Raw genomic sequence first — 24,378 nt, 5'->3', positions numbered from 1 at the left:
CGGTGCCGAGGAGTGCCAACCGCAACGAGTTACAGCAGTTTCTGCGGCGGCATTTGCAGGTTGTAGCGCTCGGCTTTCTGCACCGCGCGGGTCAGTACCTGATCCGCAGTGACCGGCCCAAGGAACTCGCACAGGCCGATATAAAGCAGGTTGAGCAGCATGCGCAGCTGCTCCAGATTGAGCGCCGTCAGCCCCAACGAACCGCCCTGTTCCAGCCAGCCGCGCAAACGCAGACGCAGCTCGGTTTCAACCTGCATGCCACTCAGGTTGCCCGCGGCGAAGCGGCGCAGGCGCGGCACCATGTCGGCATCCAGCAGGCCGAACAGCTCACGGCTGAGCACTTCAAAGGTCTGCCGCGCCAAGGCGTCTGGCCCGGACACCTCTTCGGCGGCGACACCGGCGCCCTGGCGCCAAGCCTGTAGACGTGGTGCCGGGTCCGGCAGCAGATTGGCGGTCGGTCCGGTCAGCGCCCCCACCAGCTCACGATACAAGCGGGCGCGCTCGAACTTGCGCTCGGTGCGCTGCACCACCTCGGCCAGAAACTCATTGAGGGCAAACGGCGGTTTGTCCGCGTACTTGGCCTCCCACAGCGACAGCAGGGGCAGCGCTTCCTCTTCGGAAAAGTGGCCGGCCAACCCGGTATAGATGGCGCGACGGCGAGTAGTCAGGCTCATCTCAGGTCCTCCGCGCCAAGTCGCTGCCGTCGTAGGTCAGTGCCTGATTGAACTCCGGATAACCGGCTTCGGCATGCTCCGAGTAGTCCAGGCCACGTTGCTCGTGCTGGGTGGAAGTACGCAAGCCCACGGTCTTGGCCAAGATCAGGTACATCGCCAGCGCCAGCGGAAAGGCCCAGAGGAACGCCGCGCCGGCGCCGATCAACTGCACACTCACGCGTGCCCAACTGAACAGATCCCCGCTGTAGAACAGCCCCGCCGCGACCGTGCCCCAGACACCGGCCAGACCATGTACCGGTACCGCACCGACGACATCGTCGAGGCGCAGACGATCCATCAGGCGCATGCCGAACACCACCACGAAACCGGCAATCAGCCCGGTCACCAGGGCATAGCCAGGCTGCATGGTGGCGCAGCCGGCGGTGATGCCGACCAGACCACCGAGCGAACCATTGACCGTGGTGCTGAGCAGCACCGGACTGGCCGTACTGCGCAGCGCCAGCACCGCTCCAAGCGCGCCGGCGGCCGCCGCCAGGTGAGTGTTGAGGGCAATCAGGCCAAGGCTCTCGTTCATCGCCAGCGTGCTGCCGGCATTGAAGCCGAACCAACCGAGCCAAAGGATGAAGCCCCCCAGCGCCACCAGACTCATGTTGTGGCCCGGAATCACCCTGGGCGTACCGTCGGCGGCGAAGCGCCCCAGGCGCGGGCCCAGCACCAGGATGCCCGCCAGGGCGCACCAGGCGCCGACACTGTGAACCACGCTGGAGCCGGCAAAATCGATGAACCCCATCTTGGCCAACCAGCCCTGGCCGCCGTAGGCACCACTCCACACCCAGCTGCCGAACACCGGATAGATGAAGCCACTGATGACAACGGCTCCGACCAGGTAAGCACTGTAACGGGTTCGCTCGGCCATGGCCCCGCTGGCAATGGTCGCGGCCGTGGCGGCGAACATCATCTGGAACAGCAGAAAGGTAAAGTCCCAGGGCTGGCCCTCGCTCGGTGCGAAATGGCTCATGCCGTACCAGCCGGTGGCGTTGGCGCCGAACATCAGGCCGAAGCCCACCAGCCAATAGACGATGCCGCCGACACAGCCGTCCATGTAGTTCTTCATCATCACGTTGACGGCATTTTTGGCCCGTGACATGCCACTTTCCAACAGGGCGAAGCCGGCCTGCATGAAGAACACCAGCGCACTGGCCAAGACGACCCAGCCGGTATTCATGGCCAGTTCGGTACTGCCATCGGCAGCGTGGGTAGAGGGTGAGAACAACAGGGCACACAGCGACAACAGGTAGAGCTTCATGGCGAATCTCCCAGCACGGTGATGCCGGGGCAACGCAACTCTTGTGCCAGACTATTCAGCAGTCAGCAGGCCCTCTCCTCACCCGCCTGCACCAACGCAACGCATACCGGCTCGCCGCCACCTGAAACATGCGCCAAGTCAGTACGCACGCAAAAATAATCAGTAATGGCGTAATGGCCCTTTGACGGTAATGGCGCATTTGCCAATACTCTCCACGGTTACATGCCTCCGGCGGCGAACAAGGAATCCCCATTTGAAGCTGGAACTGAAAAACAGCCTGTCGCTGAAACTACTGCGTGTGGTCTTGATGTCGGCGCTGGTGGTCGGTGTCGTGTTGAGCTGCGGGCAGATCGTCTTCGACATCCACAAGACTCGCCAGGCGGTGGCCAATGATGCGCAACGCATCCTCGGCATGTTCCGCGACCCGTCCACCCAAGCCGTCTACAGCCTCGACCGCGAGATGGGCATGCAGGTCGTCGAAGGTCTGTTCCAGCATGAGGCCGTGCGTCACGCGGCCATCGGTCACCCCAACGAACCCATGCTCGCCGAGCGCTCCCGGCCATTGACCGAATCCACCCGTCGCTGGATCACCGACCCGATTCTCGGCAAGGAGCAGACCTTCGCCACCCAACTGGTCGGCAAGGGCCCCTACAGCGAGTACTACGGCGACCTGACCATCACTCTGGATACCGCCAGCTACGGGGAGAACTTCATCACCACCTCGGTGATCATCTTTATCTCCGGCGTACTGCGTGCCCTGGCCATGGGCCTGGTGCTGTACATGGTCTATCACTGGCTGCTGACCAAGCCGCTGTCGAAGATCATCGAGTACCTCACCAACATCAACCCGGACCGCCCCAGTGAGCACAAGCTGCCCATGCTCAAGGGCAACGAGAACAATGAACTGGGGCTGTGGATCAACACCGCCAACCAGCTGCTGGAATCCATCGAGCGCAACACCCACCTGCGCCGCGAAGCGGAAAACAGCCTGCTGCGCATCTCGCAGTACGATTTCCTCACCGGCCTGCCCAACCGCCAGCAACTGCAGCAGCAGCTCGACCAGATCCTTGAGGATGCCGGTCGTCTGCAGCGCCGCGTAGCCGTGCTGTGCGTCGGCCTGGATGACTTCAAGGGGGTCAACGAACAGTTCAGCTACCAGACCGGTGACCAGCTGCTGCTGGCGCTCTCCGACCGTCTGCGTAGCCACAGCGGCCGCCTCGGTGCGCTGGCACGCCTGGGCGGTGACCAGTTCGCCCTGGTGCAGGCCGATATCGAGCAACCCTACGAAGCCGCCGAGTTGGCGCAGAGCATCCTCGACAGCCTGGAAACGCCCTTCACCCTGGAGCAGCAGGAAGTCCGCCTGCGTGCCACGATCGGCATCACCCTGTTCCCGGAAGACGGCGACAGCACCGAAAAGCTGCTGCAAAAAGCCGAACAGACCATGACCCTGGCCAAGAGCCGCTCGCGCAACCGTTACCAGTTCTATATCGCCAGCGTCGACAGCGAGATGCGGCGCCGCCGCGAACTGGAGAAGGAGCTGCGCGAGGCACTCAGCCGCAACGAGATGCACCTGGTCTACCAACCCCAGGTCGACTACCGCGACCACCGCGTGGTCGGCGTCGAGGCGCTGATCCGCTGGCAGCACCCGCAACACGGCTTCGTCCCGCCAGACCTGTTCATCCCGCTGGCCGAACAAAACGGCACCATCATCGCCATCGGCGAATGGGTGCTGGATCAGGCCTGCCGTCAGCTGCGCGAATGGCATGACCAGGGCTTCAGCGAGCTGCGCATGGCGGTCAACCTGTCCACCGTGCAGCTGCACCACAACGAGCTGCCGCGCATGGTCAGCAACCTGTTGCAGGTCTACCGCCTGCCGCTGCGCAGCCTGGAACTGGAAGTCACCGAAACAGGCCTGATGGAAGACATCAGCACCGCCGCGCAGAACCTGCTCAGCCTCCGCCGTGCCGGCGCGCTGATCGCCATCGACGACTTCGGTACCGGCTACTCTTCGCTGAGCTACCTGAAGAGCCTGCCGCTGGACAAGATCAAGATCGACAAGAGCTTCGTCCAGGACCTGCTGGAAGACGAGGACGATGCCACCATCGTTCGCGCCATCATCCAGCTGGGCAAGAGCCTGGGCATGCAGGTCATCGCCGAGGGTGTGGAGACCGCCGAGCAGGAGGCCTACATCATTGCCCAGGGCTGCAACGAGGGTCAGGGCTACCTGTACAGCAAACCGCTGCCGGCCCGCGAACTGACGCTCTACCTCAAGCAGGCTCGCCGTCTGAGCAACGCCGGCAACCCGGCTACGCTGTAGCCGCCCCCATCGACTGACACAAAAAACGCAGGCTCGGGCCTGCGTTTTCGTTTGCGCGGAAAATCAGTTGCCGCGGTAGGTGGAGAAGCCGTACGGGCTGAGCAGCAGCGGGATGTGGTAGTGCGCCACACTGCCGTCGACCTCGAAGATCACCGGCACTTCCGGGAAGAAACTGGCCGTCGCGTGCTGCTTGAACCATTCGCCGGTTTCGAAGGTGACGCGGTAGGTGCCGCTTTCCAGCTTCTTGCCCTCCGGATAGAGCGCGGTGATGCGGCCCTGCTCGTTGGTGGTGCCCTCGTTCAGCTTGTTCCAGCGCTCGCCGTCGAGCTTCTCCAGGCTGACCTCGACGCCTGGCGACGGCAGGCCGTCCTGCAGGTTGAGGACGTGCACGCTGAGCGGGTTGCCGGCGGCCAGGACGAGGGTGGACAGGCCGCTCAGGGCGCTGCCGAGCAGCAGGTTTTTCAGCATCTTCATGGTGGACCTCCAGTTCAGGGTTGGGTGGGTAGAACCTGGGCGATGGCCTGCAGCGCACAGCCTTCGTCGAATTGCGCGCCGCCGGCACCGGCCACGCCGATGGCACCGATCACCTGGTCGGCCACCTTCAGCGGCACGCCGCCGCCGAGCAGCAGCAGTTCATCGAGGGTGTTGAGGTTTGCCGCGTCGGGGGTGCTGCGCGCACGCTCGGCCAGCAGGCCGGTGGCGGTCTTGGTCGACAGCGCGGTAAAGGCCTTGCGCTGGGCGGCCAGGGTGTTGTGCGGGCCGACGTTGTCGTCGCGCTGCACGGCAACCAGGTTGCCGCCACGGTCGACGATGGCGGCCACGGCAGTGCGGCCTTCGGCATGGCAGGCGGCCAGGGTGGCGTCGAGCAACTGGTTGGCCAGGGCCAGGCTGACATCGGCGCGCTGCGCCACCGCCGGGGTCTCGGCCCAGGCCGGGCTAGCCGCCAGGGCCAGGGCGAGCAGCGACAGTGCGGTAGGGGTTCGGATGGTCATGCGGTTCTCCCGGATAAGGCTCGGCTGAGCCAGTGGCGGGCATCTTGCCCAGCCCTTGCGCACAAACCGATTGCCGGCGGATTACCAATTTGTAATGGGAGAGAAGCGCGGATCGACCTAGGCTATGCGTCTGTAGTGGAGGTCGGCATGCGTATCCTGGTGGTTGAAGACGAAGCGAAGACGGCGGATTACCTGCGCAAGGGCCTGAGCGAAGACGGCTATGCGGTAGAGGTCGCCGGCAATGGCCTGGACGGCCTGCACCTGGTGCAGGAGGAAGTGTTCGACCTGGTCATCCTCGACGTCATGCTGCCGGGCATCGATGGCTGGCAGCTGCTGCAGATCATCCGCCGCCAGCTGCAGACCCCGGTGCTGTTCCTCACCGCCCGTGATGCCGTCGAGGACCGCGTGCGCGGCCTGGAGCTGGGCGCCGACGATTACCTGGTCAAGCCCTTCTCCTACGCCGAGCTGCTGGCGCGGGTGCGCAGCCTGCTGCGCCGGGGGCCGCCGCGGGAAACCGAGCACTTCGAGGTGGCCGACCTGCAGCTCGACCTGCTCAAGCGCAAGGTCACCCGCAGTGGCGAGCGGCTCAACCTGACCAACAAGGAATTCGCCCTGCTGCACCTGCTGCTGAGCCGCCAGGGCGAAGTGCTGTCGCGCTCGCTGATCGCCTCGCACGTCTGGCAGATGAACTTCGACAGCGACACCAACGTGGTCGACGTAGCCATCCGCCGCCTGCGCGCCAAGGTCGACGATCCCTACCCGCTCAAGCTGATCCACACCGTGCGCGGCATCGGCTACCTGCTGGACCTGCAGCCGTGAGGCTCTGGCCGCGCACCCTGAGCCTGCGCCTGGCGCTGATGTTCGCCCTGGTCGGCGTGCTACTGCTCGGCGCCTTGGGCTTCTTCCTGTACCAGTCGCTGCAGCGCGAAATTGCCTGGCGCGACGACCAGGCCCTGCTCGGCCGCCTGCAGCGCATGCAGGCCCTGCTCGATGACGCCGCCAGCATCGAGGCGCTGCGCCGGCGCCCACAGCTGTACGAAAACATGCTGGGCAACCGCGACAACCTGTTGTGGATAGTCGATGCCCGTGGCCAGCCACTGATCGAGGTGAACCCGCCGGCCCTGCCCCTGCCGAACCTGCCGCCGGCATCGGCGCCCCGGCTGGCCGATGCACCAGGCAACCCCACCCTGCGCCTGGCCTGGCTCGACGTGCCGCGCCCGGGCGACTCGCTGCGGCTGATCGCTGGCAAGCTGGCCAGCGAGCGCGAACAGATGCTCGCCGCCTATCGCCTGAAGATCGGCCTGGCGCTGGGCGTCGGCGCGCTACTGGCCTTCGCCCTCGGCGCCCTGGTCAGCCAGCGAGGGCTGCGCCCGGTGCGCCAGCTGGCACGACAGGCCGCTGGCATCGATACACAGCACCTGCACCTGCGCCTGCAGGGGTTCGCCGAGGTGGGAGAGCTGAGCGCCCTGAGCCAGGCTCTGAACCAGATGCTCGACCGCCTGGAGCAGGGCTTTGCCCAGCTCTCGCGCTTTTCCGAGGACCTGGCCCACGAGATGCGCACGCCGCTAAGCAACCTGATGGGCCAGACCCAGCAGGCGCTGCGCCACTCTCGCTCGGTCGAGGATTACCAGAACCTGCTGGTGTCCAATCAGGAGGAATACGAACGCCTGGCACGGATGATCGACAGCATGCTGTTCCTCGCCCGCACCGAGCAGCCGAAGGCGGCGATCCAGCATGAGGCGGTCGACCTGCAGGCGCTCGGCGAGCAGCTGTGCGACTACTTCGAGGGCATGGCCCAGGAGCGCGACATCACCCTGCTCAACCAAGCCAGCGGACAGCTCGCGGCCGAACCGCAACTGCTGCGCCGCGCCCTGGCCAACCTGCTGGCCAATGCCCTGCGCCATGCCACACCACACAGCCGCGTCACCCTCGGCAGCACCTGCACGACCACGGGCGTGACCCTCAGCGTGCACAACCTCGGCGAGCCGATCGGTGCGCAGCACCTACCGCATCTGTTCGAGCGCTTCTATCGCTGCGACCCTTCACGCCATGAACCGGGCGACTCCGGTGGCTTGGGCCTGGCGATCGTGCGTTCGATCATGCAGGCGCACGGCGGCCAGGTCAGCGTCAGCAGCGATAGCGACGGCACCCTCTTCCGCCTGCACTTCCCGGCCTGACGGCTGCGCCACTCATGCAAACGGGGCCGCAGCCCCGTTGTCTTCACAGCTGCTGCGGTGCCCGCTCGCACAGCACCTTGAGCGTCTGCACCCACTGCGGGTGGTCGTTCAGGCAGGGCACCAGCACCAGATCCTCGCCACCCGCTTCGCGGAACTGCTCGCGGCCGCGGTCACCGATTTCCTCAAGCGTCTCGATGCAGTCGGCGACGAAGGCCGGACACATCACCAGCAGCTTCTTCGCCCCGGCCTTGGCCAGCTCGTCCAGGCGCGCCTCGGTGTAGGGCTCGATCCACTTGGCCCGGCCCAGGCGTGACTGGAAACCCACCGACCACTTGCCGGCCGGCAGCCCGGCACGCTCGGCGAACAGCTCGGCGCTGCGCAGGCACTGGGCGCGGTAGCAGTTGGCGAGCACCTGCGGCGAGGCGTTCTTGCAGCAGTCGGCGCCTTTCAGGCAGTGGCCAGTAGGGTCCAGCTTGTGCAGATGGCGCTCCGGCAGGCCGTGGAAGCTCAGCAGCAGGTGGTCGAAGTCCTGTTCGAGATAGGGTTTGGCGCTCTCCACCAGAGCGTCAACGTACTCCGGCTGGGCGTAGAACGGCGCCAACTCGGCGAATTGCAGGGCCAGGCCGCCTTCGCGCACCACACGCCGCACTTCCTGCAACGCGGTGGTGGTGGTGCTGTCGGCGAACTGCGGGTAAAGCGGCGCCAGGGTGACCTTCTTCACGCCACGGGCCGCCAGGCCGACCAGCACCTTCTCGATCGACGGCTCGCCGTAGCGCATGGCCAACTCCACCGGGCCGTGCGGCCAGTGCGGCGCCATGGCCTGCTGCAGGCGGCGGCTGAGCACCACCAGCGGCGAGCCCTCCTCCCACCAGATCGAGGCGTAGGCGTGCGCCGACTGCGCCGGACGCTTGATCAGGATCAGCGACACCAGCAGCCGGCGCAGCGGCCAGGGCAGGTCGATCACGTAGGGGTCCATGAGAAACTGATTGAGGTAGCGACGCACGTCGGCCACCTCCGTGGAAGCCGGCGAACCCAGGTTGAGCAACAGCAGGGCGTGATCGGTCATGCGGGGTCCTTGAGCAGGTCGGCCAGGGCCGAGTCGATATCGGTGAAACGAAAGTGGTAACCGTCATCCAGCGCACGCTGTGGCAGGGCCTTCTGCCCGCCCAGCAGCAATTCGGAGAGTTCGCCCAGGCCGGCCTTGAGCAGGAAGCCAGGCACGGGGAACAGCGCCGGACGCCGCAACGCCCGGCCCAGGGCCTTGGCAAAGGCCTTGTTGCGTACCGGCTGCGGCGCGCAGGCATTATAAGGACCGCTGGCCCCCTCCTGCCGCAAGAGAAAATCGATCAGGCCGATTTCATCCTCCAAATGAATCCACGGCATCCACTGCCGGCCACTGCCCACGGGCCCACCCAATCCCAGACGAAACGGCAGTAGCAAGCGTTTGAGGAAGCCGCCGTCCGGCGCCAGCACCAGACCGGTGCGCAACAGCACCACAGCGATCCCCAACGCTTCGGCACGCAGGGCAGTCTCTTCCCAGGCTCCGCACAGTTGCGCGGCAAAGTCCTCACACACCGGCGGATCCGTCTCGCGCAACTCGTGCTCGCCAGCATCACCGTACCAGCCGACAGCCGAGCCAGAGAGCAATACGCGGGGCCGTTGCGGGCGTTGCTCCAGCCAGCTCAGCAGCTGTTCCGTGAGACCAATCCGACTGTTCCACAGCGCCAGCTTACGCTTGTGCGTCCAGGGACGATCCGCAATAGGGGCACCGGCCAGGTTGATCACAGCATCCAGCGGCTCGTCGCCATACTCTTCGAGGCGACCGAGGCCGCGAACCTGAGCCCCGCACAACTCACTGACCCGCTCCGGCGTGCGACTCCACACGCTCAGGCGATGCCCCTGGGATAACCAATGGCGGCACAAGGCTCGACCAATCAGCCCGGTACCGCCTGTCAGCAAGATATGCATGGCATCCTCCTCGCATGGCACTGACCACTCATCCCGCCCTAGTCTGGATTATGGCGCAGGCACGTGTCCTGGCCCGACAGCGCTAACGTCGCACTGAGTAAAAGGGCTGACCATTGATTCACAATAATTGTACAAATCAAATAACATGTACAATTAATGCCTGGAACGTCGCCTGATGTAAAGGAAACGAGGTAGACCATGACAGCACCCATCGCCATCATCGGCACCGGCCTGGCGGGCCTTTCCGCCGCGCAAGCCCTGCATGCAGCCGGCATGGAAGTCCAACTGTTCGACAAGAGCCGGGGCAGTGGCGGACGCATGGCCAGCAAGCGCAGTGACGCTGGCTCGCTGGATCTGGGCGCCCAGTACTTCACCGCACGCGACCGCCGCTTCGTCGAAGTGGTGCAGCAGTGGCAGGCACGCGGCTGGGTGGCCGAGTGGGACCCGCAGCTCTACCAGCTCGATGAGCACGGCCTGCATCACTCACCTGATGAGCAACTGCGCTGGGTCGGCACGCCGCGCATGAGCGCCATAAGCCGCGCCCTGCTTGGCGCTCTGCCGGTACATTTCAGTTGCCGCATCACCGAGGTCTTCCGCGGCGAACAGAACTGGCAGTTGCAGGATGCCGAAGGCCAGAGCCACGGCCCCTTCAGCGCCGTGATCGTCGCGACGCCCGCGCCACAGGCCAGCGGCCTGCTCAGCGCCGCTCCCAAGCTCGCAGGCACCGCCGCCAGCGTGATCATGAACCCGACCTGGGCCGTTGCCCTGGCCTTCGACAGCCCGCTGGACACTCCAGTGGAAGCCAGCTTCGTGCGCGGCAGCGCCCTCGACTGGCTAGCGCGCAACCGCAGCAAGCCAGGGCGCGACAGCCACTACGACACCTGGGTGCTGCACGCCTCCAGCGAGTGGAGCCGCCAGCACCTGGACCTGCCCAAGGAAGCCATCATCGAGCAGCTGCACGGCGCCTTCGCCGAACTGATCGGCTGCTGCCTGCCGGCACCGAGCTTCAGTCTGGCGCACCGCTGGCTCTATGCTCGCCCGGCCGGCAATCACGAATGGGGCGCCCTGGCCGATGCCGACCTGGGCCTGTACGCCTGCGGTGACTGGTGCCTGTCCGGACGGGTCGAAGGCGCCTGGCTGAGTGGCCAGGAAGTGGCTCGGCGCCTGTTGGAGCACCGCCAGTGACCCCACAGCGCCTCAATCCCAGCAAGCTGCTGCTGTCGAAATGGACGGCGCGCCAGCCGCGCAACCGCGAGAAGCACTTTCTGGTCACCGAGCTGCATTGCGATGAGGAAGGCACGGTACTGCAGGTGGAATTGCAGGCCGTCCTCACCCAGCGCACTGAACGCCTCGACTGGCGCGCCCTGCAGGACGACGAGCGTTGGCTGATGGGCTGGAAGTGACGTCTGTGGGACAATGCCCTCCCCGCTCAGCGAACCCTCCAGCATGTCCGAGAAAGCTCATCCGCCGCGCCAGCCCAAAGCCATCGCCAAGGGCCAGTTGCACCCACGCAACCGCCATCAGGGCCAATACGACTTCCCTCGGTTGATCGAGAAAAACCCTGAGCTGGGCCGCTTCGTTATCACCAATCCATACGGCAAGCCGAGCATCGACTTCGCCGATCCCGAGGCGGTACGGGGACTCAATCGCGCCCTGCTGCGCCAGCTGTACGGCATTGGCTACTGGGAAATACCGGCTGGCTATCTGTGCCCACCGATTCCCGGGCGCGCCGACTACGTGCACGGTCTGGCCGATCTGCTGGCGAGCGACCATGGCGGCAGGATTCCGCGAGGCCCATACATCCGCGCCCTGGATATCGGCACCGGCGCCAGCTGCATCTATCCGCTGCTTGGCCATGGCGACTATGGCTGGCGCTTCCTCGGCTCGGACATCGACCCGCCAGCCCTGAAATCGGCCGGCGAGATCGTCCGCCGCAATGACCTGGCTGAGGCCATCGAACTGCGCCAGCAACAGCAGCGCGGACAGATCTTCAAGGGCCTGCTGCAGGCAGACGAGCGTTTCGAACTGACCCTGTGCAACCCCCCCTTCCACGCCAGCGCCGAGGAAGCCGCCAGCGGCAGCCGGCGCAAATGGAAGAGCCTCGGCAAACTCGACCCGCAGCGCAAGCTACCGGAGCTCAACTTCGGCGGGCAAAGCGCCGAGCTGTGGTGTACCGGCGGCGAGGCCAGTTTTCTCAAACGCATGATCGCGGAAAGTGCGCAGGTCGCCGACCAGGTGCTGTGGTTCAGCAGCCTGGTATCCAAGGTGAGCAATGTGGCCCACGCCGAAAAGCTGCTGAAGAAAGCCGACGCGCTGGAAGTCCGCTGCATCGACATGGCCCAGGGCAACAAACAGAGCCGCTTCGTCGCCTGGACCTTCCACAGCCCGGAGCAGCGCAGCGCCTGGCTGCAGAGCAGGGCACAAGACTGAGCTATGCCCTTCACCCTGCAAACGCCCTGCGCCTACCACGAGGAAATCCGCAAGAGCCGCTTCCTCGCACTCGCCGCCCCCGTCGAATCGGCGGAGCAGGCACTGGCCTTTATCGAGCAGCACAGTGACCACAGCGCCTCGCATAACTGCTGGGCCTTCAGGTGCGGCAACCAGTACCGTTTCAATGACGACGGCGAACCCGGCGGCACCGCCGGGCGGCCGATACTCGCCGCCATCGAGGGCCAGGATTGTGACCGGGTGGTAGTACTGGTCATCCGCTGGTACGGCGGCATCCAGCTCGGCACAGGCGGCCTGGCCCGCGCCTACGGCGGCAGCGCCGCCAAGTGTCTGCAGGGCGGCTCGCGGGTCGAACTGATCGAGCGCATCCAGGCCCGCTGCCATGTGCCCTTTGCCGAACTGGCGCGAGTGAAGGCGCGGCTGGGTGACTGGCAGGCCATGCTTGAAAGGGAGACATTCGACGCACTAGGGGCCTGGCTGCTTCTGGCCCTACCCGCAACGACATTCGAACAGGCGAAATGCCACTTGGGCGACCTAGGCCGTGGCCGCATTCACCTTGAGCGGCTCGATCACGCCAATACCTGAGCTTCCGATTGCACCAATACCTTCCGGATATCTCCTGACCAAGGACGAGTCATATGCACCATCTCAGGCCTTTTACCCGCGGTTTCATACACCAGCCTCTGGGGGCTAACCGCTTTCTCATAGATCCCCAGTACCGACTGGAGATCCAGAGCGTGTTGGAGCGTTTTTTTGCCCAACCCCATGCACGGACAACGCTGGACAAGCCGGAGGAAAACCGTGGCGTCTACCTGCTGCAAGGCGACCAGCACCAGTGGGTGCTGAAATTCAATCGGCTAACCAGTTGGAAAAAACAGCTGGCCAACTTCTGGGGCTGGAAAAAGAGCTATGGGCTGCATGATCTGACGAACGAGATGATCAATCTGCGGCGCATCAGCGCCAGCGAGCTCACCCCTGAAGTCGGCGCCTATGGCTACCGAGCCCTTCACGGCTACCGACTCCAGGACGAGTACCTGCTGGTTCGTTTCTTCGCCGATCACACGGATGTGGATATCCGTTTGAAACAGGCCCCGGAACAGGCCGAACAGCTGCTGGAGCAAATCTTTACCCTGTTCAGCCACATGCTCGACCAGGGGTTCTGCCACATGGACCCTCACCCAAAGAACATTCTCATCGCACCGGATGGGCCATTGCGCCTGATCGACTTCGAATGCTGCGCCCATCAGGTGTTCAACCGGGATTTCACCCTCGGTTTCCTGCACGGCTACTTCTACCGCTACTGGTTCCAACGTTTTCTGGCCAAGGAACGTTATGACGCAGTCAGTCGCGACTATCTGCAGACGGCTCACCCGCAGCTTGATCAACGAACCTTCTCGACAATTTATCTACGTTTTCGCGACCATAAGGTTTCGCGGCGCACTCGCTACGCGATCCTGACCAGCCAGCGGGCGCAGGAAGCATTTCTGCGCGAATCGGCTACATCGACCACTCCTTGACCACCATATGCGTCTTCACCCGCTGCATGCCGGGGTAGCTTTCGATCTCGCCGCGAATCTCGGCCAGGCGCGCCATGCTGGTCGTCTCCACCTGCACCAGCATGTCGGTCTCACCGCTGATGCCACAGCATTGGCGGATCTCGGGAAAGGCACGCATACGCTCGACGTAGTCCTGGCAGCGGCTGTCCTTGTAGAAAAGTTCCAGGAACGCCTTTATCGACGGCAGAGCCGGATCGGCCACGCTGGCGTGATAGCCCTGGATCACCCTGCTCTCCTCCAGCTGGCGGATACGCTCGGCCACCGCCGAACGCGACAGGCTGACCTCGCGGGAAATCTGGCTGACGGAGGTGCGCGCATCGGCACGCAACAGGGCGAGGATCTGGCGATCGAACTTGTCCACAGGAGCTCTCGGCAGTTTGGCGGTGGAATCCGCCACTTCGCCGGCAATCGGCGGCAACCTGCCGCTCAGGAGCGGCATAACATGGCGGGATCGAAAGGAAGGAACGAGCATACCTCATGAGCCGCCTGAACAAGGAACTGGGCCTGGTGCAAGGCATCGCCCTGCTCAGCACCTCGCTGCTGGGCACCGGCATCTTCGTCGTGCCGGCACTGGCCGCCACAGCTGCCGGCAGCGCTTCGCTGTGGGCCTGGCTGATCCTCATCGTGCTGGTGCTGCCGGTGGCTTTCACCTTCGCCCAACTGGGCAAGCGTTATCCCCATGCCGGCGGCGCGCCACACCTGATCGGCCGCGCCTTCGGCGCACGCATGGAGCGGCTGATCGCCTTTCTATTCCTCGCCGTGTTGCCGGTGGGCCTGCCGGCGGCGCTGAATATCGCTACCGGCTTCTGGCAAGCCGTACTGCCCATCGGCAAGGTCGAGGCGCTGCTGATCCAGTTGCTCACCCTCGGCGCCATGCTCCTGCTCGGCCAGCGCCCGGCCAGGGCCTCGGGTCTGGTGCAGGGGCTGATTGCCATGGCCATCCTCGGCACCGTGGCGCTGGTCTGGTGGGTGGGCGATCTACCTCGCGCCAGCCAGCCGTTGCTGCCCATCATCGACGCCGATGCCTGGGCGCTGATGCCGGCGGCGCTGGGGGTGATGTTCTGGTGCTTCGTCGGCATCGAGGCTTTCACCCACCTGGGCGAAGAGTTCAAGCACCCGCAGCGCGACTTTCCCCTGGCCCTGCTGCTCGGCGTGCTGCTGGCCGGCCTGGTGTACTGGGCCTTCTCGGTCGCAGTGCTGAGCTACGGCGTCTACGGCGACGTGCACAGCGACGCCGCCTCGCTGCCGCGGCTGATGCACCTGCTGCTCGGCGATGAGGCACGCTGGCTGGTGGCACTGGTCGGCTACCTGGCTTGCTTCGCCTCGATGAACGTCTATGTGCAGGGCTTCGCCCGGCTGATCTGGAGCCTGGCCGACGAGGGCAAGCTGCCGGCACCACTGGCCGAACGCAACCATTATGGCGTCCCGGCCAGAGCATTGCTGCTGGTGGTGACTATCTGCGCTCTGTGTGCGGCGCTGGCAAGCTGGCTGCAGCTGTCGGTGGACGACCTGATCCGCTACGCCAACGGCAACTTTATCCTGGTCTACCTGCTCAGCATGGCTGCCGGCGTCACCCTGCTCCAGGGCATCTGGCGCTGGGTCGCCGGCTTCAGCACCCTGCTCTGCCTGCTGGTACTGGCCGCGCTGGGTACCGATGCGCTGTATGCGTTGGGACTACTGGCCCTGTTTGCCTGCCTCGGCTTCGGCCGCCGACAGCTCGGCCGACACATAGCAACTCAACGCACCTGACCGCTATTACTTGGTTGCCAGTTTGCCCTGAGCGATCAGAAGCCGGCGTTTTTTGCGGCACGTTGGTTTGCGCTTGGCCAACTCATAGATACGGGCAAAACACTCGCGGTCGATATCACCGTAGGCCTGCAGGGCTGTACTGACCAGTTCGTCATAACGAGCTTCAGTGATGTACTCCCGAACAAAGCGGAAATAGAAAAAGCCGAATTGAAAGCCCAGTGTCTCCGCATAACGCGGAGCAGCACCAATATGGCAATTTTCCAGATCGACAACGCGCAGTTGGTCGGGGTTGGTCGGGTCGACCATGATATTGGCCAGCCACAGGTCGAGATGGAAGATTTCCCGATCATGCAGATGCTTGAACAGGGAAAAGCAGCGCTGCAGGAATGATTCGATATCGATACCTGGTCGTTGTATCCACTCCATGCCGTTGACATGGCCTTCGAGCATTTCACTGACCAGGAAAAACTCTCGCACCAGGCGGCGGCCGCGCCGCTGATAGCCAAAACCGGCCACTTGGGGAACTGGCGCGCCACGGCGAAAAGCCTCAACAGAATTGCGCAACTCTTCGACTAGCCAGGTATAGCCACCCTCGGAACGTTGCAACCCAAGGGTAGCGCGCATGCGTGAAGGGAAGGTATCGATCTTCTCGGTTTTGACGAAGAGTCGAGAGCGGGAAGTGTCCAGGCAACGCGTCAGACTTCCGCGCAGCGGCTCATGACCACGTCGCCCCAGCAACTCGGAGATCGGGGACAGCACTTCTGCATAATCATGATCCCGCACATGCAGGGTCAAATCCTGCAGACGAGCTTCATGCTTGAACATCCTTTTATATGTGCCTAGATAACGCATAGCCGCTCCTTGCTTTTCAGGCCGGCAAGGTAGCCATGAGCCATCACCGAATCAACCCATTTTTCACGAAAGTTTCACATTTGTATCTTTCCCGCGACACAAACATCCAGAGTCACTCCAGCTATGCTGTCGCCCAAGCCTCACCTAAGGACAGCCCATGCGCCGCATTCTCCGCGACCTGAAAATCCTCATCCTCGCCAACCTGTGGCTGGTGCCGGTGATCGCCGGCCTGGTCGGTGCGCTGTTCTATTTCGTTGCCCCGCCACCGCCCATGCATGCACGCATGGCCACCGGCGCCTTGGGTGGCGGCTACCACAGTTTCGCCGAGCGCCTGCGCGATGAACTGGCCCAACAGGGTTTCGAGTTGGAGCTGGTGCAGAGCCGCGGCTCGCAGGACAACCTGGCCAAGCTGGATAGCGGCGAAGTGCAACTGGCGCTGGTACAGAGCGGCCAGGAATTGAGCCTGAGCGACACGCAGCGCGAGAAGATTTCAGGGCTGGGGGTGATGTATCGCGAGCCGCTGTGGCTGTTCCTTGGCGAAGAGGTACGGTTCGAGCGTCTGGCCGACCTGCTCAAGCTGCGCCTGGCTATCGGCTCGGAAGGCAGTGGCACGCAGGCAATCACCGCGGCGCTATTGCAGGCCAACCGCATTGCACCGGACCGTTATCCACCACAGTGGCAAGCCATCGGCGGCACGCCTGCAGCCGAAGCGCTGATTGACGGCAAGCTGGATGCTGCCTTCTTCGTCGGCCCGGCGGAAAATCCGCTAATCCAGCGGCTGGCTGGCGAACCCAAGGTGCACCTGGTCGGTCTGCGCCGTATTGATGCCTACCTGGCGCGCCTGCCCTACCTGAGCCGGGTAGAGGTCGGCGAGGGCATGCTGGACCTGGGCCACAACGTGCCAGACCGGAACATCGCCACCCTCGGTCCGGTGGCGACACTGGTCGCCGGTGAAGGCTTCCATCCCTCACTCACCCCGCTGATTCTCGAAGCAGCCCGAACGGTACTGAAGAACGGCAGCCTGCTGGACCCGGCCGGCAGCTACCCGACCAGACCACCGCTCTCGCTGCCGATCCTCGACGAAGCCGAGTACTACTACGCCAAGGGCCTGCCGATACTGCAGCGCTACCTGCCGTTCCGCATCGCCTCGCTGGCCGACCGCTACATCATCCTCGCCATTCCGCTGGTGATCCTGCTGTTCCCGCTGTTCAAGGCCATCGGCCCGATCTACCAGTGGCGCATTCGCGCGCGTATATATCGCTGGTACAAGCACCTGCGCGAAATCGACCAGCAGCTGTATAGCGGCAAACTGGAAGGCGACATCAGTGCCGAGATCGAGCGTCTGGAAAAGCTCGAAGACGAGCTGGCCAGGGTCGAGGTGCCGCTGTCCTACTCCAACGAACTGTACGAGCTGCACATGCACCTGCGCTACATGATCGAGCGCCTGCATGCGGTACAGCAGCGCCGCAGCATCAGTGCATGAAAAAGCCTCGCTCAGGCCGACTCAGGTAAACTCTGCGCCCTGCGTCCGAACACCAGCGAGAGCCATCCATGCCGATCCGTCATTGCATCGTCCACCTGATCGACAAGAAGCCCGATGGCAGCCCCGCTGTGCTGCATGCCCGAGAGTCCGAACTGAGCGCCTCGCAGGCCATGGAAAACCTGCTGGCCGACCTCAACGAGAGCTACAACGCCAAGCAGGGCAAAGCCTGGGGCCTGTTCCACGAAGAGTCCGGTGCCTATCCGTTCAGCGGCTGGCTGAAGGCCTACCTTGAGGGCGAGCAGGACTTCACCGCCTTCAGCCGCCAAGCCGTGGAACAACTGCAGAAGCTGATGGAGGAGTCCAACCTCTCCACCGGCGGCCACGTCTTGTTCGCCCACTACCAGCAAGGCATGACCGACTACCTGGCCATCGCTCTGCTCCACCACAACGAAGGTGTGGCAGTGACCGACGCACTGGATGTCGCGCCGGCCAAGCATCTGGACCTGGGTCAGCTGCACCTGGCCGCGCGCATCAACATCAGCGAGTGGCAAAACAACAAGCAGTCCAAGCAGTACATCTCCTTTATCAAGGGCAAGAACGGCAAGAAGGTCTCGGACTATTTCCGCGACTTCATCGGCTGCCAGGAGGGTGTGGATGCGCCGAGCGAAACCCGCACCCTGCTCAAGGCTTTCAGCGACTTCGTCGAGAGCGAAGATCTGCCCGAGGAGCAGGCGCGGGCCAAGACCGACACGCTGGTCGACTATGCGACCAGCCAGGCCAAGCTCGGTGAGCCGATTACCCTGGACGAACTGTCCGGGCTGATCGACGAGGAGCGTCCGCGCGCCTTCTACGAGCACATCCGCAACAAGGACTACGGCATGGCCCCGGAATTTCCGGCGGACAAGCGCACCCTCAACCAGTTCCGCCGTTTCACCGGGCGCGCCGAGGGCCTGTCGATCAGCTTCGAGTCACACCTGCTGGGCTCGGCCATCGAGTACGACGAGGCGCGCGACATGCTGATCATTCGCCAGTTGCCGACCCAGCTCAAAGACCAGCTCAAGCGCCGCAAGGACTGACCTGCGTGCGCCTGGCCGATGCCATCCTCGACGCCTGCCAGTGCGATGTGCAGGCGCCGCTGGCAGCTGATCCGGCGCAGGATTTCGGCCTGGACAAGGCTCAGGCCCAGCAGGCGCTGGCCGAGCTGCGACCCTGGCTCAATGAGCGCCAGCGCATGCTCTGGGCCAATCGCAAAGATGCGCTGCTCCTGCTCTTGCAGGGGCCGGACTGCTCCGGCAAGGACAGCCTGATCCGCCGGGTGGTCAGCGCCTTCGACCCACAGGGTGTTGCCCTGCATGCCTTTCAGGCCCCCGATGCCTGTGCCCGGCGCCATCACTTTCTCTGGCGCTACCGACGTGCTCTGCCGCAACCCGGTCTGCTCGGCGTATTCAACCGCAGCCACTACGAAGGCCTGATCAGCGACCCGCTGGATGGCCTGTGCAGCGCCGAGGAGCTACCAGCACGCACCACCGCGCTGCTGGCCTTCGAAGCCCAATGGCCAGCGCAAAACCTGCACCCCTTGAAGTGCTACCTGCATATTTCCCGGGCAAAACAGCAGCAGCGTCTGCTGAGCCGCCTGGAGCGTCCGGAGAAACGCTGGAAGCTGCAGGCCAGCGACCTGCAGGCACACCGTGAATTCGACCTGCGCCAGTCACGCTGGAGCGCAGTGCTGGCCGCCACTCACACGCCGCAGGCGCCCTGGTACGTGATCCCCGCAGAACATCGCTGGTTACGCGACTGGCTGGTGGCAAGCCTGCTTGCTCGCACCCTAGAGCGCCTGGAATTGAACTGGCCTGAGGTCGTGCCGCCCTTCGCCAGGGCAGACCTGCACGACTGACCGCGCAAACGAAAACGCCCGGCTCAGCCGGGCGTTTTCATGCCTGCAACATTCACAGGGCGGTGATGCAGAACCCCAGACGCGGGAAGTGCACGTGCACCACGCCGGCGCGCTCGTCCTCGCGGCGCAGGATCAGCTCCTCGGCACCGGCGAACAGCAGCTCGCCCTCCACCGGATCGACGCCGTAGTCGGTGGCGGCGATCTTCACCCGCTGACCGGCCTGGAAGCCGTTGGGCTCGACGAACTGTTCATCCGGCAGCGCCGCCGGCGTCGCCGCACGGGCAATCTCGATGGCCTCACCGGCGCTCAACTCGCTGACGGCGCCATGGCCGAAGCCCAGCACACGGCCCAGCCAGGCACTGACGTTGGGATAGGCATCGACCAGCGGCGCGGTCACCGGGGTGCCCTTGAGGAACCACAGGCAGTGCGCCAGGGAGAAATCCGCCACCGAAGGCTCGCCGAACAGAAAATCGCCCTCCTCGCGCGCCAGCTGCTGCTCGACCCGGGCCATGATGCTCGGCCAGTTGTGCTTGGCCACTTCGGCCGGAATACGCGTCGCGGTGCCCCCACTGAACAATCCGGCACGGTCGGCAACGAAGGCCTTGACCGCCTCCGGGGGCAGCTTGGCGAAACGCAGCGCCACCGACTCCGGCTGGAACACCAGGCTCACGGCATGCTGGAACACCACCGAGTCGACCCACTGGGCGAAGCTGGCGACGACAAACTCCTGACCTTCCGGAAACAAGGCCGGCACAGCCTTCTCGGCTTCCAGGCGACGGGCAATCAGAGCAGTGTCGCAATAGATATCGGCACCGATCTGCAACACCGGCGTCTTGCGATAGCCACCGGTGAGCGCGGTCAGATCCGGCTTGGGCATGACCGGCGGAATCATCACCGAGCGCCAGGACAGCTGCTTGAAGCCCAGCAGCAGACGGGCCTTCTCGGCGAAGGGTGAGGTCGGGTAGTGGTGCAGGATCAACTCGTGCATAACAAACTCCGCAGCGGTGGCAGTGGAAGGGCAGCTTACCCTTGGGCAGGGCAGCAGCCTACCCGCTCAGACTGATAGTGGGCTATCAGTTTCCACCATGGTCGCCGCAGCGACCAGGTGCTCCTTGGCCGCCTTGGGCAGTGCCTTGATCGCCCGCTCGCGGCGCAGTGCGGCACGCTTGTCCGGACAACGCTCGGTGTACACCAGCGCCTGTGCAGGGCTGGAAAAGAAAAAACGCGCGCCCTTGCCACTGCGATGCTGCTCGAAGCGCCGCTGCGGGTCGTCGCTAATACCGCAATACAGGGCGCCGTTGGCGGCACGCACCAGGTATACGAACCAGGGCTTGGCGGGAGGGGTATCGGTCATGGCTCGACGGCTGGATGCGGGCCGACGAGCTTACGCCACTCAGCGGTCGGCTTGCCAGGCACGCAGCCCGGCCATCGCCTGCTTGCGGATGGCATTCTGTACCGGCGCCAGCCAGCCCATCAGCAGGCCCTTGGTGCCCAGCGCCTGGCGCGACCAGCGCCACAGGTCGAAATAGTCTCGGTGCTCGATGATCTTGCCGTCGGCAAAACGGAAGCGGGCCTCGATATGGTTCTCCACCATATTCCCGGTCTGGCTGAACAGATAGGTCGCCACCCAACGGGCGCGGCCCTGCTGCTCGTCCGCCTCCAGCACCTCGTAAGTCAGCGAGAACTGCTTGGCCCGAGCACAGAGCATGCGCCACATATCGCCGGCATCACGCCCCTTGAGGCCGCGGAACACCGGATCGGAAAACGCCACATCTGCGGCATAGCAGGCGGCCATGGCCTCGGCATCCTGGCGCTGGAAAGCCTGGTAGAAGCGGTCGATCAGTTCGGCATTGGCATGGGTCATGGGAGCCTCCTTAGCAGTGGAGTGAGTATCGTCGGTGTTGGCGCACAGCTCGATTGGCGATAATGACTACTTTATGTCAATAATCGCCAAATCCTTTCCGAGCGTCAGCCCATGCGAGTCGCCCTCTACATTTGCCCGCAAACCGTGCTCTCCAGCCTGAGCATGGCACTGGATGCCCTGCAGCTGGCCAACCAGCTTGCCGGCCAGACGCTGTTCGAGGTGCAGCGCATCAGCGCCGATGGGCAGGCCGTGGAGCTGGGCATTGCCGAGCTGCGTGTACAGGGAGATATGAGCCTGGCCGACTCGGCCGACCTGCTGCTGATTCCGGCCACCGGCAGCGCCCTGCAGCAGACGCTCGACAACAACACAGTCCTGCTCGACTGGCTGCGCGAGCGCCCATCCGAGCAGGCGCTGGCCAGCCTGTGCAGCAGCGCCTGCCTGCTGGCCGCCTCGGGCCAGCTCGACGAGCGTCGGGCCACCACGCACTGGCGTCTGGCCAACAGCTTCCGCCAGCGCTTCCCGAACGTGCGCCTGCAGATCGATCAGCTGTTCACCGAGGACAACAACCGCTTTTGCTCGGGCGGCGCCCAGGCCGGTCTCGACCTGTGCCTGCACCTGATCGCCCGCTACGCCGGCGACTGGCTGGCGGAGCAGGTGGCCGGCACCCTGGTGATTGAGCGCGAACGCGGCAAGCAGTCCCGTTTCACCCCGCTGCTGCCAAGCCAGGGCCTGGACGATCCGCAGATGGCTGCTCTGCTGCGCTGGATGCGCCAGCATCATGCCGAAGCCATCGACCTGCCCAGCCTGGCCGAGCGCGCCCACTGCTCACCCCGCACCCTGCTGCGCCGCTTCCGCACGGCGACCGGCCTGACGCCCAATGACTACCTGCAGCGCCTGCGCATCAGCGCCGCCCAGCAGGCACTGCGCAACCCAGCCTGCTCGCTGGAACAGGTGGCTGAGCAGGTGGGCTATGCCGACCGGGCCAGCTTCGCCAAGCGCTTCAAGCAGCTCTGCGGCGAGACGCCAGGGGCTTTTCGCAAGCGCTTGAGGCAGCAGAGCTGATCCCCGCCAGCACATGAGTGCCGGTGGGAGCGGCTTTAGCCGCTAGGGCACACAAAAGCATCGCGGCTAAAGCCGCTCCCACAAAACCTCCTGCACGCACTGACTTCATCCAAAAAAGAAAAAGGAGCCAGAAGGCTCCTTTTTTTCACACAGCACAGACCTCAGTGCAGGATCTGCCCGAGGAACAACTTGGTCCGCTCGTTCTGCGGGCTGTCGAAGAACGCATTGGGCTCGTTCTGTTCGACGACCTCGCCACGGTCCATGAAGATCACCCGGTTGGCCACGGTGCGGGCGAAGCCCATCTCGTGGGTCACGCAGAGCATGGTCATGCCGTCTTCGGCCAGGCCAATCATGGTGTCCAGCACTTCCTTGACCATTTCCGGGTCGAGGGCTGAGGTCGGCTCGTCAAACAGCATGATCTTCGGCTTCATGCACAGCGCACGGGCAATCGCCACGCGCTGCTGCTGACCGCCGGAGAGTTGCCCCGGGTACTTGTGCGCCTGCTCAGGAATGCGCACGCGTTCGAGGAAGTGCATGGCGATTTCCTCGGCCTTGCGCTTGGGCATCTTGCGCACCCACATCGGCGCCAGGGTGCAGTTCTGTAACACGGTGAGGTGCGGGAACAGGTTGAAGTGCTGGAACACCATGCCCACTTCGCTGCGCACCGCCTCGATGTGCTTGAGGTCGTGGGTCAGCTCGGTGCCATCAACCACGATGCGCCCCTGCTGGTGCTCTTCCAGGCGGTTGATGCAACGGATGGTGGTGGACTTGCCCGACCCGGACGGGCCGCACAGCACGATGCGCTCGCCCTGCTGCACATTGAGGTTGATGTCCTTGAGCACATGGAACTGGCCGTACCACTTGTTCACGCCTTGCAGCTGAATGATCGGCTCAGCGCTGGTCTGCTTGCTTGCTTCAGTCATGAGTCACTCCTAACGCTTGTGGCCGGTGTCCAGCTTGCGCTCCAGGCGCATGGAATAGCGGGACATGCCGAAACAGAAGATCCAGAACACCAGGGAGGCAAACACGTAACCCTCGGTGGCCATACCCAGCCAGGCCGGATCGGTGGTGGCTTGCTTGATGCTGTTGAGCAGATCGAACAGACCGATGATGATCACCAGGCTGGTGTCCTTGAACAGGGCAATGAAGGTGTTGACGATACCCGGAATCACCAGCTTGAGCGCCTGCGGCAGGATCACCAGGCCCATCATCCGCCAGTACCCCAGGCCCATCGCCGCTGCGGCTTCGTACTGCCCTTTCGGGATCGCCTGCAGGCCGCCGCGCACCACTTCGGCAATGTAGGCGGACTGGAACAGGATCACCCCGATCAGCGCACGCAGCAGCTTGTCGAAGTGCATGCCCTCGGGCAGGAACAACGGCAGCATCACCGAGGACATGAACAGCACGGTGATCAGCGGCACACCACGCCAGAACTCGATGAACGTCACGCAGATAACGCGGATCGCCGGCATCTCGGAGCGTCGCCCCAGTGCCAGCAGGATGCCCAGTGGCAGCGCCCCGGCGATACCGACGGCAGCAATCACCAGGGTCAGCATCAGGCCACCCCAGCGGCTGGTCGGCACGGTCTCCAGGCCCATACCGCCGTGCAGCAGCCAGAAGGCCAGCAGCGGATAGACGATCAGGAAGCCGATGCCGTAAACAGCCTTGCGCGGCATCATCGGCACGAACAGCGGCGCCGCACCGATCACCGCCAGCCACACGGTCAGGTCGACCCGCCAGCGCAGTTCATGGGGATAGAAGCCATACATGAACTGGTCGAAGCGCTCCTTGATGAACACCCAGCAGGCGCCATCGCTGGTGCAATCCGCACGGGTGGTCCCCGTCCAGTCAGCCTGGAAGATGGCCCACTGCAACAACGGCGGCACGATGACCCAGACCAGGTAAGCGGCCAACAGGGTCAGCAGAGTGTTGAACCAGTTGGAGAACAGGTTGCTGCGCAACCAGCCGAGCACGCCCACGCTCATGGCGGGTGGCGGCAGATCGGGACGGAATTGATGAACTTGCATGCGCCTCTC

The 24,378-nt window shown here is 64.2% G+C and carries 26 protein-coding genes; 13 read left to right on the top strand and 13 right to left on the bottom strand.

The features are described from left to right. Positions 1 to 29: 29 nt before the first annotated feature. Together P7A97_RS03465 and P7A97_RS03460 are read right to left on the bottom strand one after the other, a co-directional pair. Positions 30 to 674, bottom strand: a complete 645-nt coding sequence (locus P7A97_RS03465) for a hypothetical protein (RefSeq protein WP_277688543.1) — start codon at positions 672 to 674, stop codon at positions 30 to 32. A gap of 1 nt (position 675) precedes the next feature. Then, the gene (locus P7A97_RS03460; protein ID WP_277688542.1) at positions 676 to 1,980 is read right to left on the bottom strand and encodes an ammonium transporter; all 1,305 of its coding nucleotides are present in this window, start codon (positions 1,978 to 1,980) and stop codon (positions 676 to 678) included. Positions 1,981 to 2,233: 253 nt separating this feature from the next. Between P7A97_RS03460 and P7A97_RS03455 the strand changes: the two genes are divergently transcribed. After that, on the top strand, positions 2,234 to 4,297 hold the full coding sequence (locus P7A97_RS03455) for a bifunctional diguanylate cyclase/phosphodiesterase (RefSeq protein ID WP_277688541.1): 2,064 nt from the start codon (positions 2,234 to 2,236) through the stop codon (positions 4,295 to 4,297). A 63-nt stretch (positions 4,298 to 4,360) separates the two neighbouring features. Here the strand turns inward: P7A97_RS03455 and uraH are convergent, their stop codons facing one another. Together uraH and P7A97_RS03445 are read right to left on the bottom strand one after the other, a co-directional pair. Further along, positions 4,361 to 4,771, bottom strand: a complete 411-nt coding sequence (gene uraH / locus P7A97_RS03450; RefSeq protein ID WP_277688540.1) for a hydroxyisourate hydrolase — start codon at positions 4,769 to 4,771, stop codon at positions 4,361 to 4,363. A gap of 14 nt (positions 4,772 to 4,785) precedes the next feature. Continuing rightward, entirely contained in the window at positions 4,786 to 5,289 is a 504-nt protein-coding gene (locus P7A97_RS03445) for a heme-binding protein (protein ID WP_277688539.1), read from the bottom strand. A 147-nt stretch (positions 5,290 to 5,436) separates the two neighbouring features. Between P7A97_RS03445 and P7A97_RS03440 the strand changes: the two genes are divergently transcribed. Then, positions 5,437 to 6,108 (top strand): heavy metal response regulator transcription factor, encoded by a 672-nt coding sequence (locus P7A97_RS03440; protein ID WP_277688538.1) that lies wholly within the window; start codon positions 5,437 to 5,439, stop codon positions 6,106 to 6,108. Next, positions 6,105 to 7,466 carry a heavy metal sensor histidine kinase gene (locus P7A97_RS03435; RefSeq protein ID WP_277688537.1) on the top strand — a complete coding sequence of 454 codons (1,362 nt, stop codon included), beginning with the start codon at positions 6,105 to 6,107 and terminating at the stop codon, positions 7,464 to 7,466. The genes P7A97_RS03440 and P7A97_RS03435 overlap by 4 nt, the downstream gene beginning before the upstream one ends. 43 nt (positions 7,467 to 7,509) lie before the next feature. Here P7A97_RS03435 and hemH read toward each other — a convergent pair whose 3' ends face one another. Continuing rightward, positions 7,510 to 8,532 carry a ferrochelatase gene (gene hemH, locus P7A97_RS03430; RefSeq protein WP_277688536.1) on the bottom strand — a complete coding sequence of 341 codons (1,023 nt, stop codon included), beginning with the start codon at positions 8,530 to 8,532 and terminating at the stop codon, positions 7,510 to 7,512. Next, a complete protein-coding gene (locus P7A97_RS03425) occupies positions 8,529 to 9,434 on the bottom strand; it encodes a TIGR01777 family oxidoreductase (RefSeq protein WP_277688535.1) in 906 nt (301 codons plus the stop codon). Before P7A97_RS03425 ends, hemH begins: the two co-directional genes overlap by 4 nt. Positions 9,435 to 9,632: 198 nt before the next feature. Here P7A97_RS03425 and P7A97_RS03420 point away from each other — a divergent pair, with 198 nt between their 5' ends. Genes P7A97_RS03420 through P7A97_RS03400 form a run of 5 tightly spaced genes read left to right on the top strand, consistent with a single transcriptional unit; the run spans position 9,633 to position 13,399 of the window. Beyond that, positions 9,633 to 10,619: an NAD(P)/FAD-dependent oxidoreductase gene (locus P7A97_RS03420; RefSeq protein ID WP_277688534.1), complete on the top strand. Its 987-nt coding sequence runs from the start codon at positions 9,633 to 9,635 to the stop codon at positions 10,617 to 10,619. Next, positions 10,616 to 10,837 carry a TIGR02450 family Trp-rich protein gene (locus P7A97_RS03415; RefSeq protein ID WP_277688533.1) on the top strand — a complete coding sequence of 74 codons (222 nt, stop codon included), beginning with the start codon at positions 10,616 to 10,618 and terminating at the stop codon, positions 10,835 to 10,837. Before P7A97_RS03420 ends, P7A97_RS03415 begins: the two co-directional genes overlap by 4 nt. 43 nt (positions 10,838 to 10,880) lie before the next feature. Further along, positions 10,881 to 11,864, top strand: a complete 984-nt coding sequence (rlmF, locus tag P7A97_RS03410; RefSeq protein WP_277688532.1) for a 23S rRNA (adenine(1618)-N(6))-methyltransferase RlmF — start codon at positions 10,881 to 10,883, stop codon at positions 11,862 to 11,864. Positions 11,865 to 11,867: 3 nt separating this feature from the next. Then, a complete protein-coding gene (locus tag P7A97_RS03405; RefSeq protein ID WP_277688531.1) occupies positions 11,868 to 12,467 on the top strand; it encodes a YigZ family protein in 600 nt (199 codons plus the stop codon). A gap of 53 nt (positions 12,468 to 12,520) precedes the next feature. Beyond that, on the top strand, positions 12,521 to 13,399 hold the full coding sequence (locus tag P7A97_RS03400) for a phosphotransferase (protein WP_277688530.1): 879 nt from the start codon (positions 12,521 to 12,523) through the stop codon (positions 13,397 to 13,399). On the opposite strand, the gene P7A97_RS03395 is transcribed toward P7A97_RS03400, so the two are convergent. Then, positions 13,380 to 13,799, bottom strand: coding sequence for an Lrp/AsnC family transcriptional regulator (locus tag P7A97_RS03395; RefSeq protein WP_277688529.1), 420 nt, complete (start codon positions 13,797 to 13,799; stop codon positions 13,380 to 13,382). The genes P7A97_RS03400 and P7A97_RS03395 overlap by 20 nt on opposite strands. A gap of 116 nt (positions 13,800 to 13,915) precedes the next feature. On the opposite strand from P7A97_RS03395, the gene yjeH reads away from it, so the two are divergent. After that, complete coding sequence (gene yjeH, locus P7A97_RS03390) at positions 13,916 to 15,187, top strand: L-methionine/branched-chain amino acid transporter (RefSeq protein WP_277688528.1); 1,272 nt, start codon at positions 13,916 to 13,918, stop codon at positions 15,185 to 15,187. A 6-nt stretch (positions 15,188 to 15,193) separates the two neighbouring features. On the opposite strand, the gene P7A97_RS03385 is transcribed toward yjeH, so the two are convergent. Then, positions 15,194 to 16,039 (bottom strand): lipopolysaccharide kinase InaA family protein, encoded by an 846-nt coding sequence (locus tag P7A97_RS03385; protein WP_277688527.1) that lies wholly within the window; start codon positions 16,037 to 16,039, stop codon positions 15,194 to 15,196. A gap of 157 nt (positions 16,040 to 16,196) precedes the next feature. Here P7A97_RS03385 and P7A97_RS03380 point away from each other — a divergent pair, with 157 nt between their 5' ends. From P7A97_RS03380 to P7A97_RS03370, 3 genes are all read left to right on the top strand, one after another. Further along, complete coding sequence (locus P7A97_RS03380) at positions 16,197 to 17,522, top strand: TAXI family TRAP transporter solute-binding subunit (protein ID WP_277688526.1); 1,326 nt, start codon at positions 16,197 to 16,199, stop codon at positions 17,520 to 17,522. A 68-nt stretch (positions 17,523 to 17,590) separates the two neighbouring features. Continuing rightward, positions 17,591 to 18,598, top strand: coding sequence for a nucleoid-associated protein YejK (gene yejK, locus P7A97_RS03375; protein ID WP_277688525.1), 1,008 nt, complete (start codon positions 17,591 to 17,593; stop codon positions 18,596 to 18,598). 5 nt (positions 18,599 to 18,603) lie between these two features. Beyond that, complete coding sequence (locus P7A97_RS03370; RefSeq protein ID WP_277688524.1) at positions 18,604 to 19,416, top strand: hypothetical protein; 813 nt, start codon at positions 18,604 to 18,606, stop codon at positions 19,414 to 19,416. A gap of 52 nt (positions 19,417 to 19,468) precedes the next feature. On the opposite strand, the gene P7A97_RS03365 is transcribed toward P7A97_RS03370, so the two are convergent. The 3 genes from P7A97_RS03365 to P7A97_RS03355 form a co-directional block, all read right to left on the bottom strand. Then, a complete protein-coding gene (locus P7A97_RS03365) occupies positions 19,469 to 20,404 on the bottom strand; it encodes a glutathione S-transferase family protein (RefSeq protein ID WP_277688523.1) in 936 nt (311 codons plus the stop codon). 66 nt (positions 20,405 to 20,470) lie between these two features. Next, positions 20,471 to 20,770, bottom strand: a complete 300-nt coding sequence (locus tag P7A97_RS03360; RefSeq protein ID WP_277688522.1) for a GIY-YIG nuclease family protein — start codon at positions 20,768 to 20,770, stop codon at positions 20,471 to 20,473. 39 nt (positions 20,771 to 20,809) lie between these two features. Next, entirely contained in the window at positions 20,810 to 21,280 is a 471-nt protein-coding gene (locus P7A97_RS03355) for a nuclear transport factor 2 family protein (RefSeq protein WP_277688521.1), read from the bottom strand. Positions 21,281 to 21,391: 111 nt separating this feature from the next. Between P7A97_RS03355 and P7A97_RS03350 the strand changes: the two genes are divergently transcribed. Next, positions 21,392 to 22,342 (top strand): helix-turn-helix domain-containing protein, encoded by a 951-nt coding sequence (locus P7A97_RS03350; protein ID WP_277688520.1) that lies wholly within the window; start codon positions 21,392 to 21,394, stop codon positions 22,340 to 22,342. Between the two features lie 161 nt (positions 22,343 to 22,503). On the opposite strand, the gene P7A97_RS03345 is transcribed toward P7A97_RS03350, so the two are convergent. Together P7A97_RS03345 and P7A97_RS03340 are read right to left on the bottom strand one after the other, a co-directional pair. Further along, the gene (locus tag P7A97_RS03345) at positions 22,504 to 23,265 is read right to left on the bottom strand and encodes an amino acid ABC transporter ATP-binding protein (RefSeq protein ID WP_277688519.1); all 762 of its coding nucleotides are present in this window, start codon (positions 23,263 to 23,265) and stop codon (positions 22,504 to 22,506) included. A 9-nt stretch (positions 23,266 to 23,274) separates the two neighbouring features. Then, entirely contained in the window at positions 23,275 to 24,369 is a 1,095-nt protein-coding gene (locus tag P7A97_RS03340) for an amino acid ABC transporter permease (protein ID WP_277688518.1), read from the bottom strand. Positions 24,370 to 24,378: the final 9 nt, after the last annotated feature.

This window comes from Pseudomonas sp. GOM6, from assembly GCF_029537485.1.
Lineage (GTDB): Bacteria > Pseudomonadota > Gammaproteobacteria > Pseudomonadales > Pseudomonadaceae > Aquipseudomonas.
Note: the sequence above shows the minus strand (reverse complement) of the source record. Positions and strands in the feature narration are given on the sequence as shown.

Bases quoted from the DNA above. Each gene is read 5' to 3' on its own strand.
- P7A97_RS03345 (WP_277688519.1), bottom strand. From the start codon at position 23,265: ATGACTGAAGCAAGCAAGCAGACCAGCGCTGAGCCGATCATTCAGCTG.
- P7A97_RS03380 (WP_277688526.1), top strand. From the start codon at position 16,197: ATGCGCCGCATTCTCCGCGACCTGAAAATCCTCATCCTCGCCAACCTG.
- P7A97_RS03365 (WP_277688523.1), bottom strand. From the start codon at position 20,404: ATGCACGAGTTGATCCTGCACCACTACCCGACCTCACCCTTCGCCGAG.
- P7A97_RS03465 (WP_277688543.1), bottom strand. From the start codon at position 674: ATGAGCCTGACTACTCGCCGTCGCGCCATCTATACCGGGTTGGCCGGC.
- P7A97_RS03400 (WP_277688530.1), top strand. From the start codon at position 12,521: ATGCACCATCTCAGGCCTTTTACCCGCGGTTTCATACACCAGCCTCTG.
- P7A97_RS03360 (WP_277688522.1), bottom strand. From the start codon at position 20,770: ATGACCGATACCCCTCCCGCCAAGCCCTGGTTCGTATACCTGGTGCGT.
- P7A97_RS03350 (WP_277688520.1), top strand. From the start codon at position 21,392: ATGCGAGTCGCCCTCTACATTTGCCCGCAAACCGTGCTCTCCAGCCTG.
- yjeH (WP_277688528.1), top strand. From the start codon at position 13,916: ATGAGCCGCCTGAACAAGGAACTGGGCCTGGTGCAAGGCATCGCCCTG.
- P7A97_RS03425 (WP_277688535.1), bottom strand. From the start codon at position 9,434: ATGCATATCTTGCTGACAGGCGGTACCGGGCTGATTGGTCGAGCCTTG.
- rlmF (WP_277688532.1), top strand. From the start codon at position 10,881: ATGTCCGAGAAAGCTCATCCGCCGCGCCAGCCCAAAGCCATCGCCAAG.
- P7A97_RS03405 (WP_277688531.1), top strand. From the start codon at position 11,868: ATGCCCTTCACCCTGCAAACGCCCTGCGCCTACCACGAGGAAATCCGC.
- hemH (WP_277688536.1), bottom strand. From the start codon at position 8,532: ATGACCGATCACGCCCTGCTGTTGCTCAACCTGGGTTCGCCGGCTTCC.
- P7A97_RS03445 (WP_277688539.1), bottom strand. From the start codon at position 5,289: ATGACCATCCGAACCCCTACCGCACTGTCGCTGCTCGCCCTGGCCCTG.
- uraH (WP_277688540.1), bottom strand. From the start codon at position 4,771: ATGAAGATGCTGAAAAACCTGCTGCTCGGCAGCGCCCTGAGCGGCCTG.
- P7A97_RS03340 (WP_277688518.1), bottom strand. From the start codon at position 24,369: ATGCAAGTTCATCAATTCCGTCCCGATCTGCCGCCACCCGCCATGAGC.
- yejK (WP_277688525.1), top strand. From the start codon at position 17,591: ATGCCGATCCGTCATTGCATCGTCCACCTGATCGACAAGAAGCCCGAT.
- P7A97_RS03355 (WP_277688521.1), bottom strand. From the start codon at position 21,280: ATGACCCATGCCAATGCCGAACTGATCGACCGCTTCTACCAGGCTTTC.
- P7A97_RS03440 (WP_277688538.1), top strand. From the start codon at position 5,437: ATGCGTATCCTGGTGGTTGAAGACGAAGCGAAGACGGCGGATTACCTG.
- P7A97_RS03460 (WP_277688542.1), bottom strand. From the start codon at position 1,980: ATGAAGCTCTACCTGTTGTCGCTGTGTGCCCTGTTGTTCTCACCCTCT.
- P7A97_RS03420 (WP_277688534.1), top strand. From the start codon at position 9,633: ATGACAGCACCCATCGCCATCATCGGCACCGGCCTGGCGGGCCTTTCC.
- P7A97_RS03385 (WP_277688527.1), bottom strand. From the start codon at position 16,039: ATGCGTTATCTAGGCACATATAAAAGGATGTTCAAGCATGAAGCTCGT.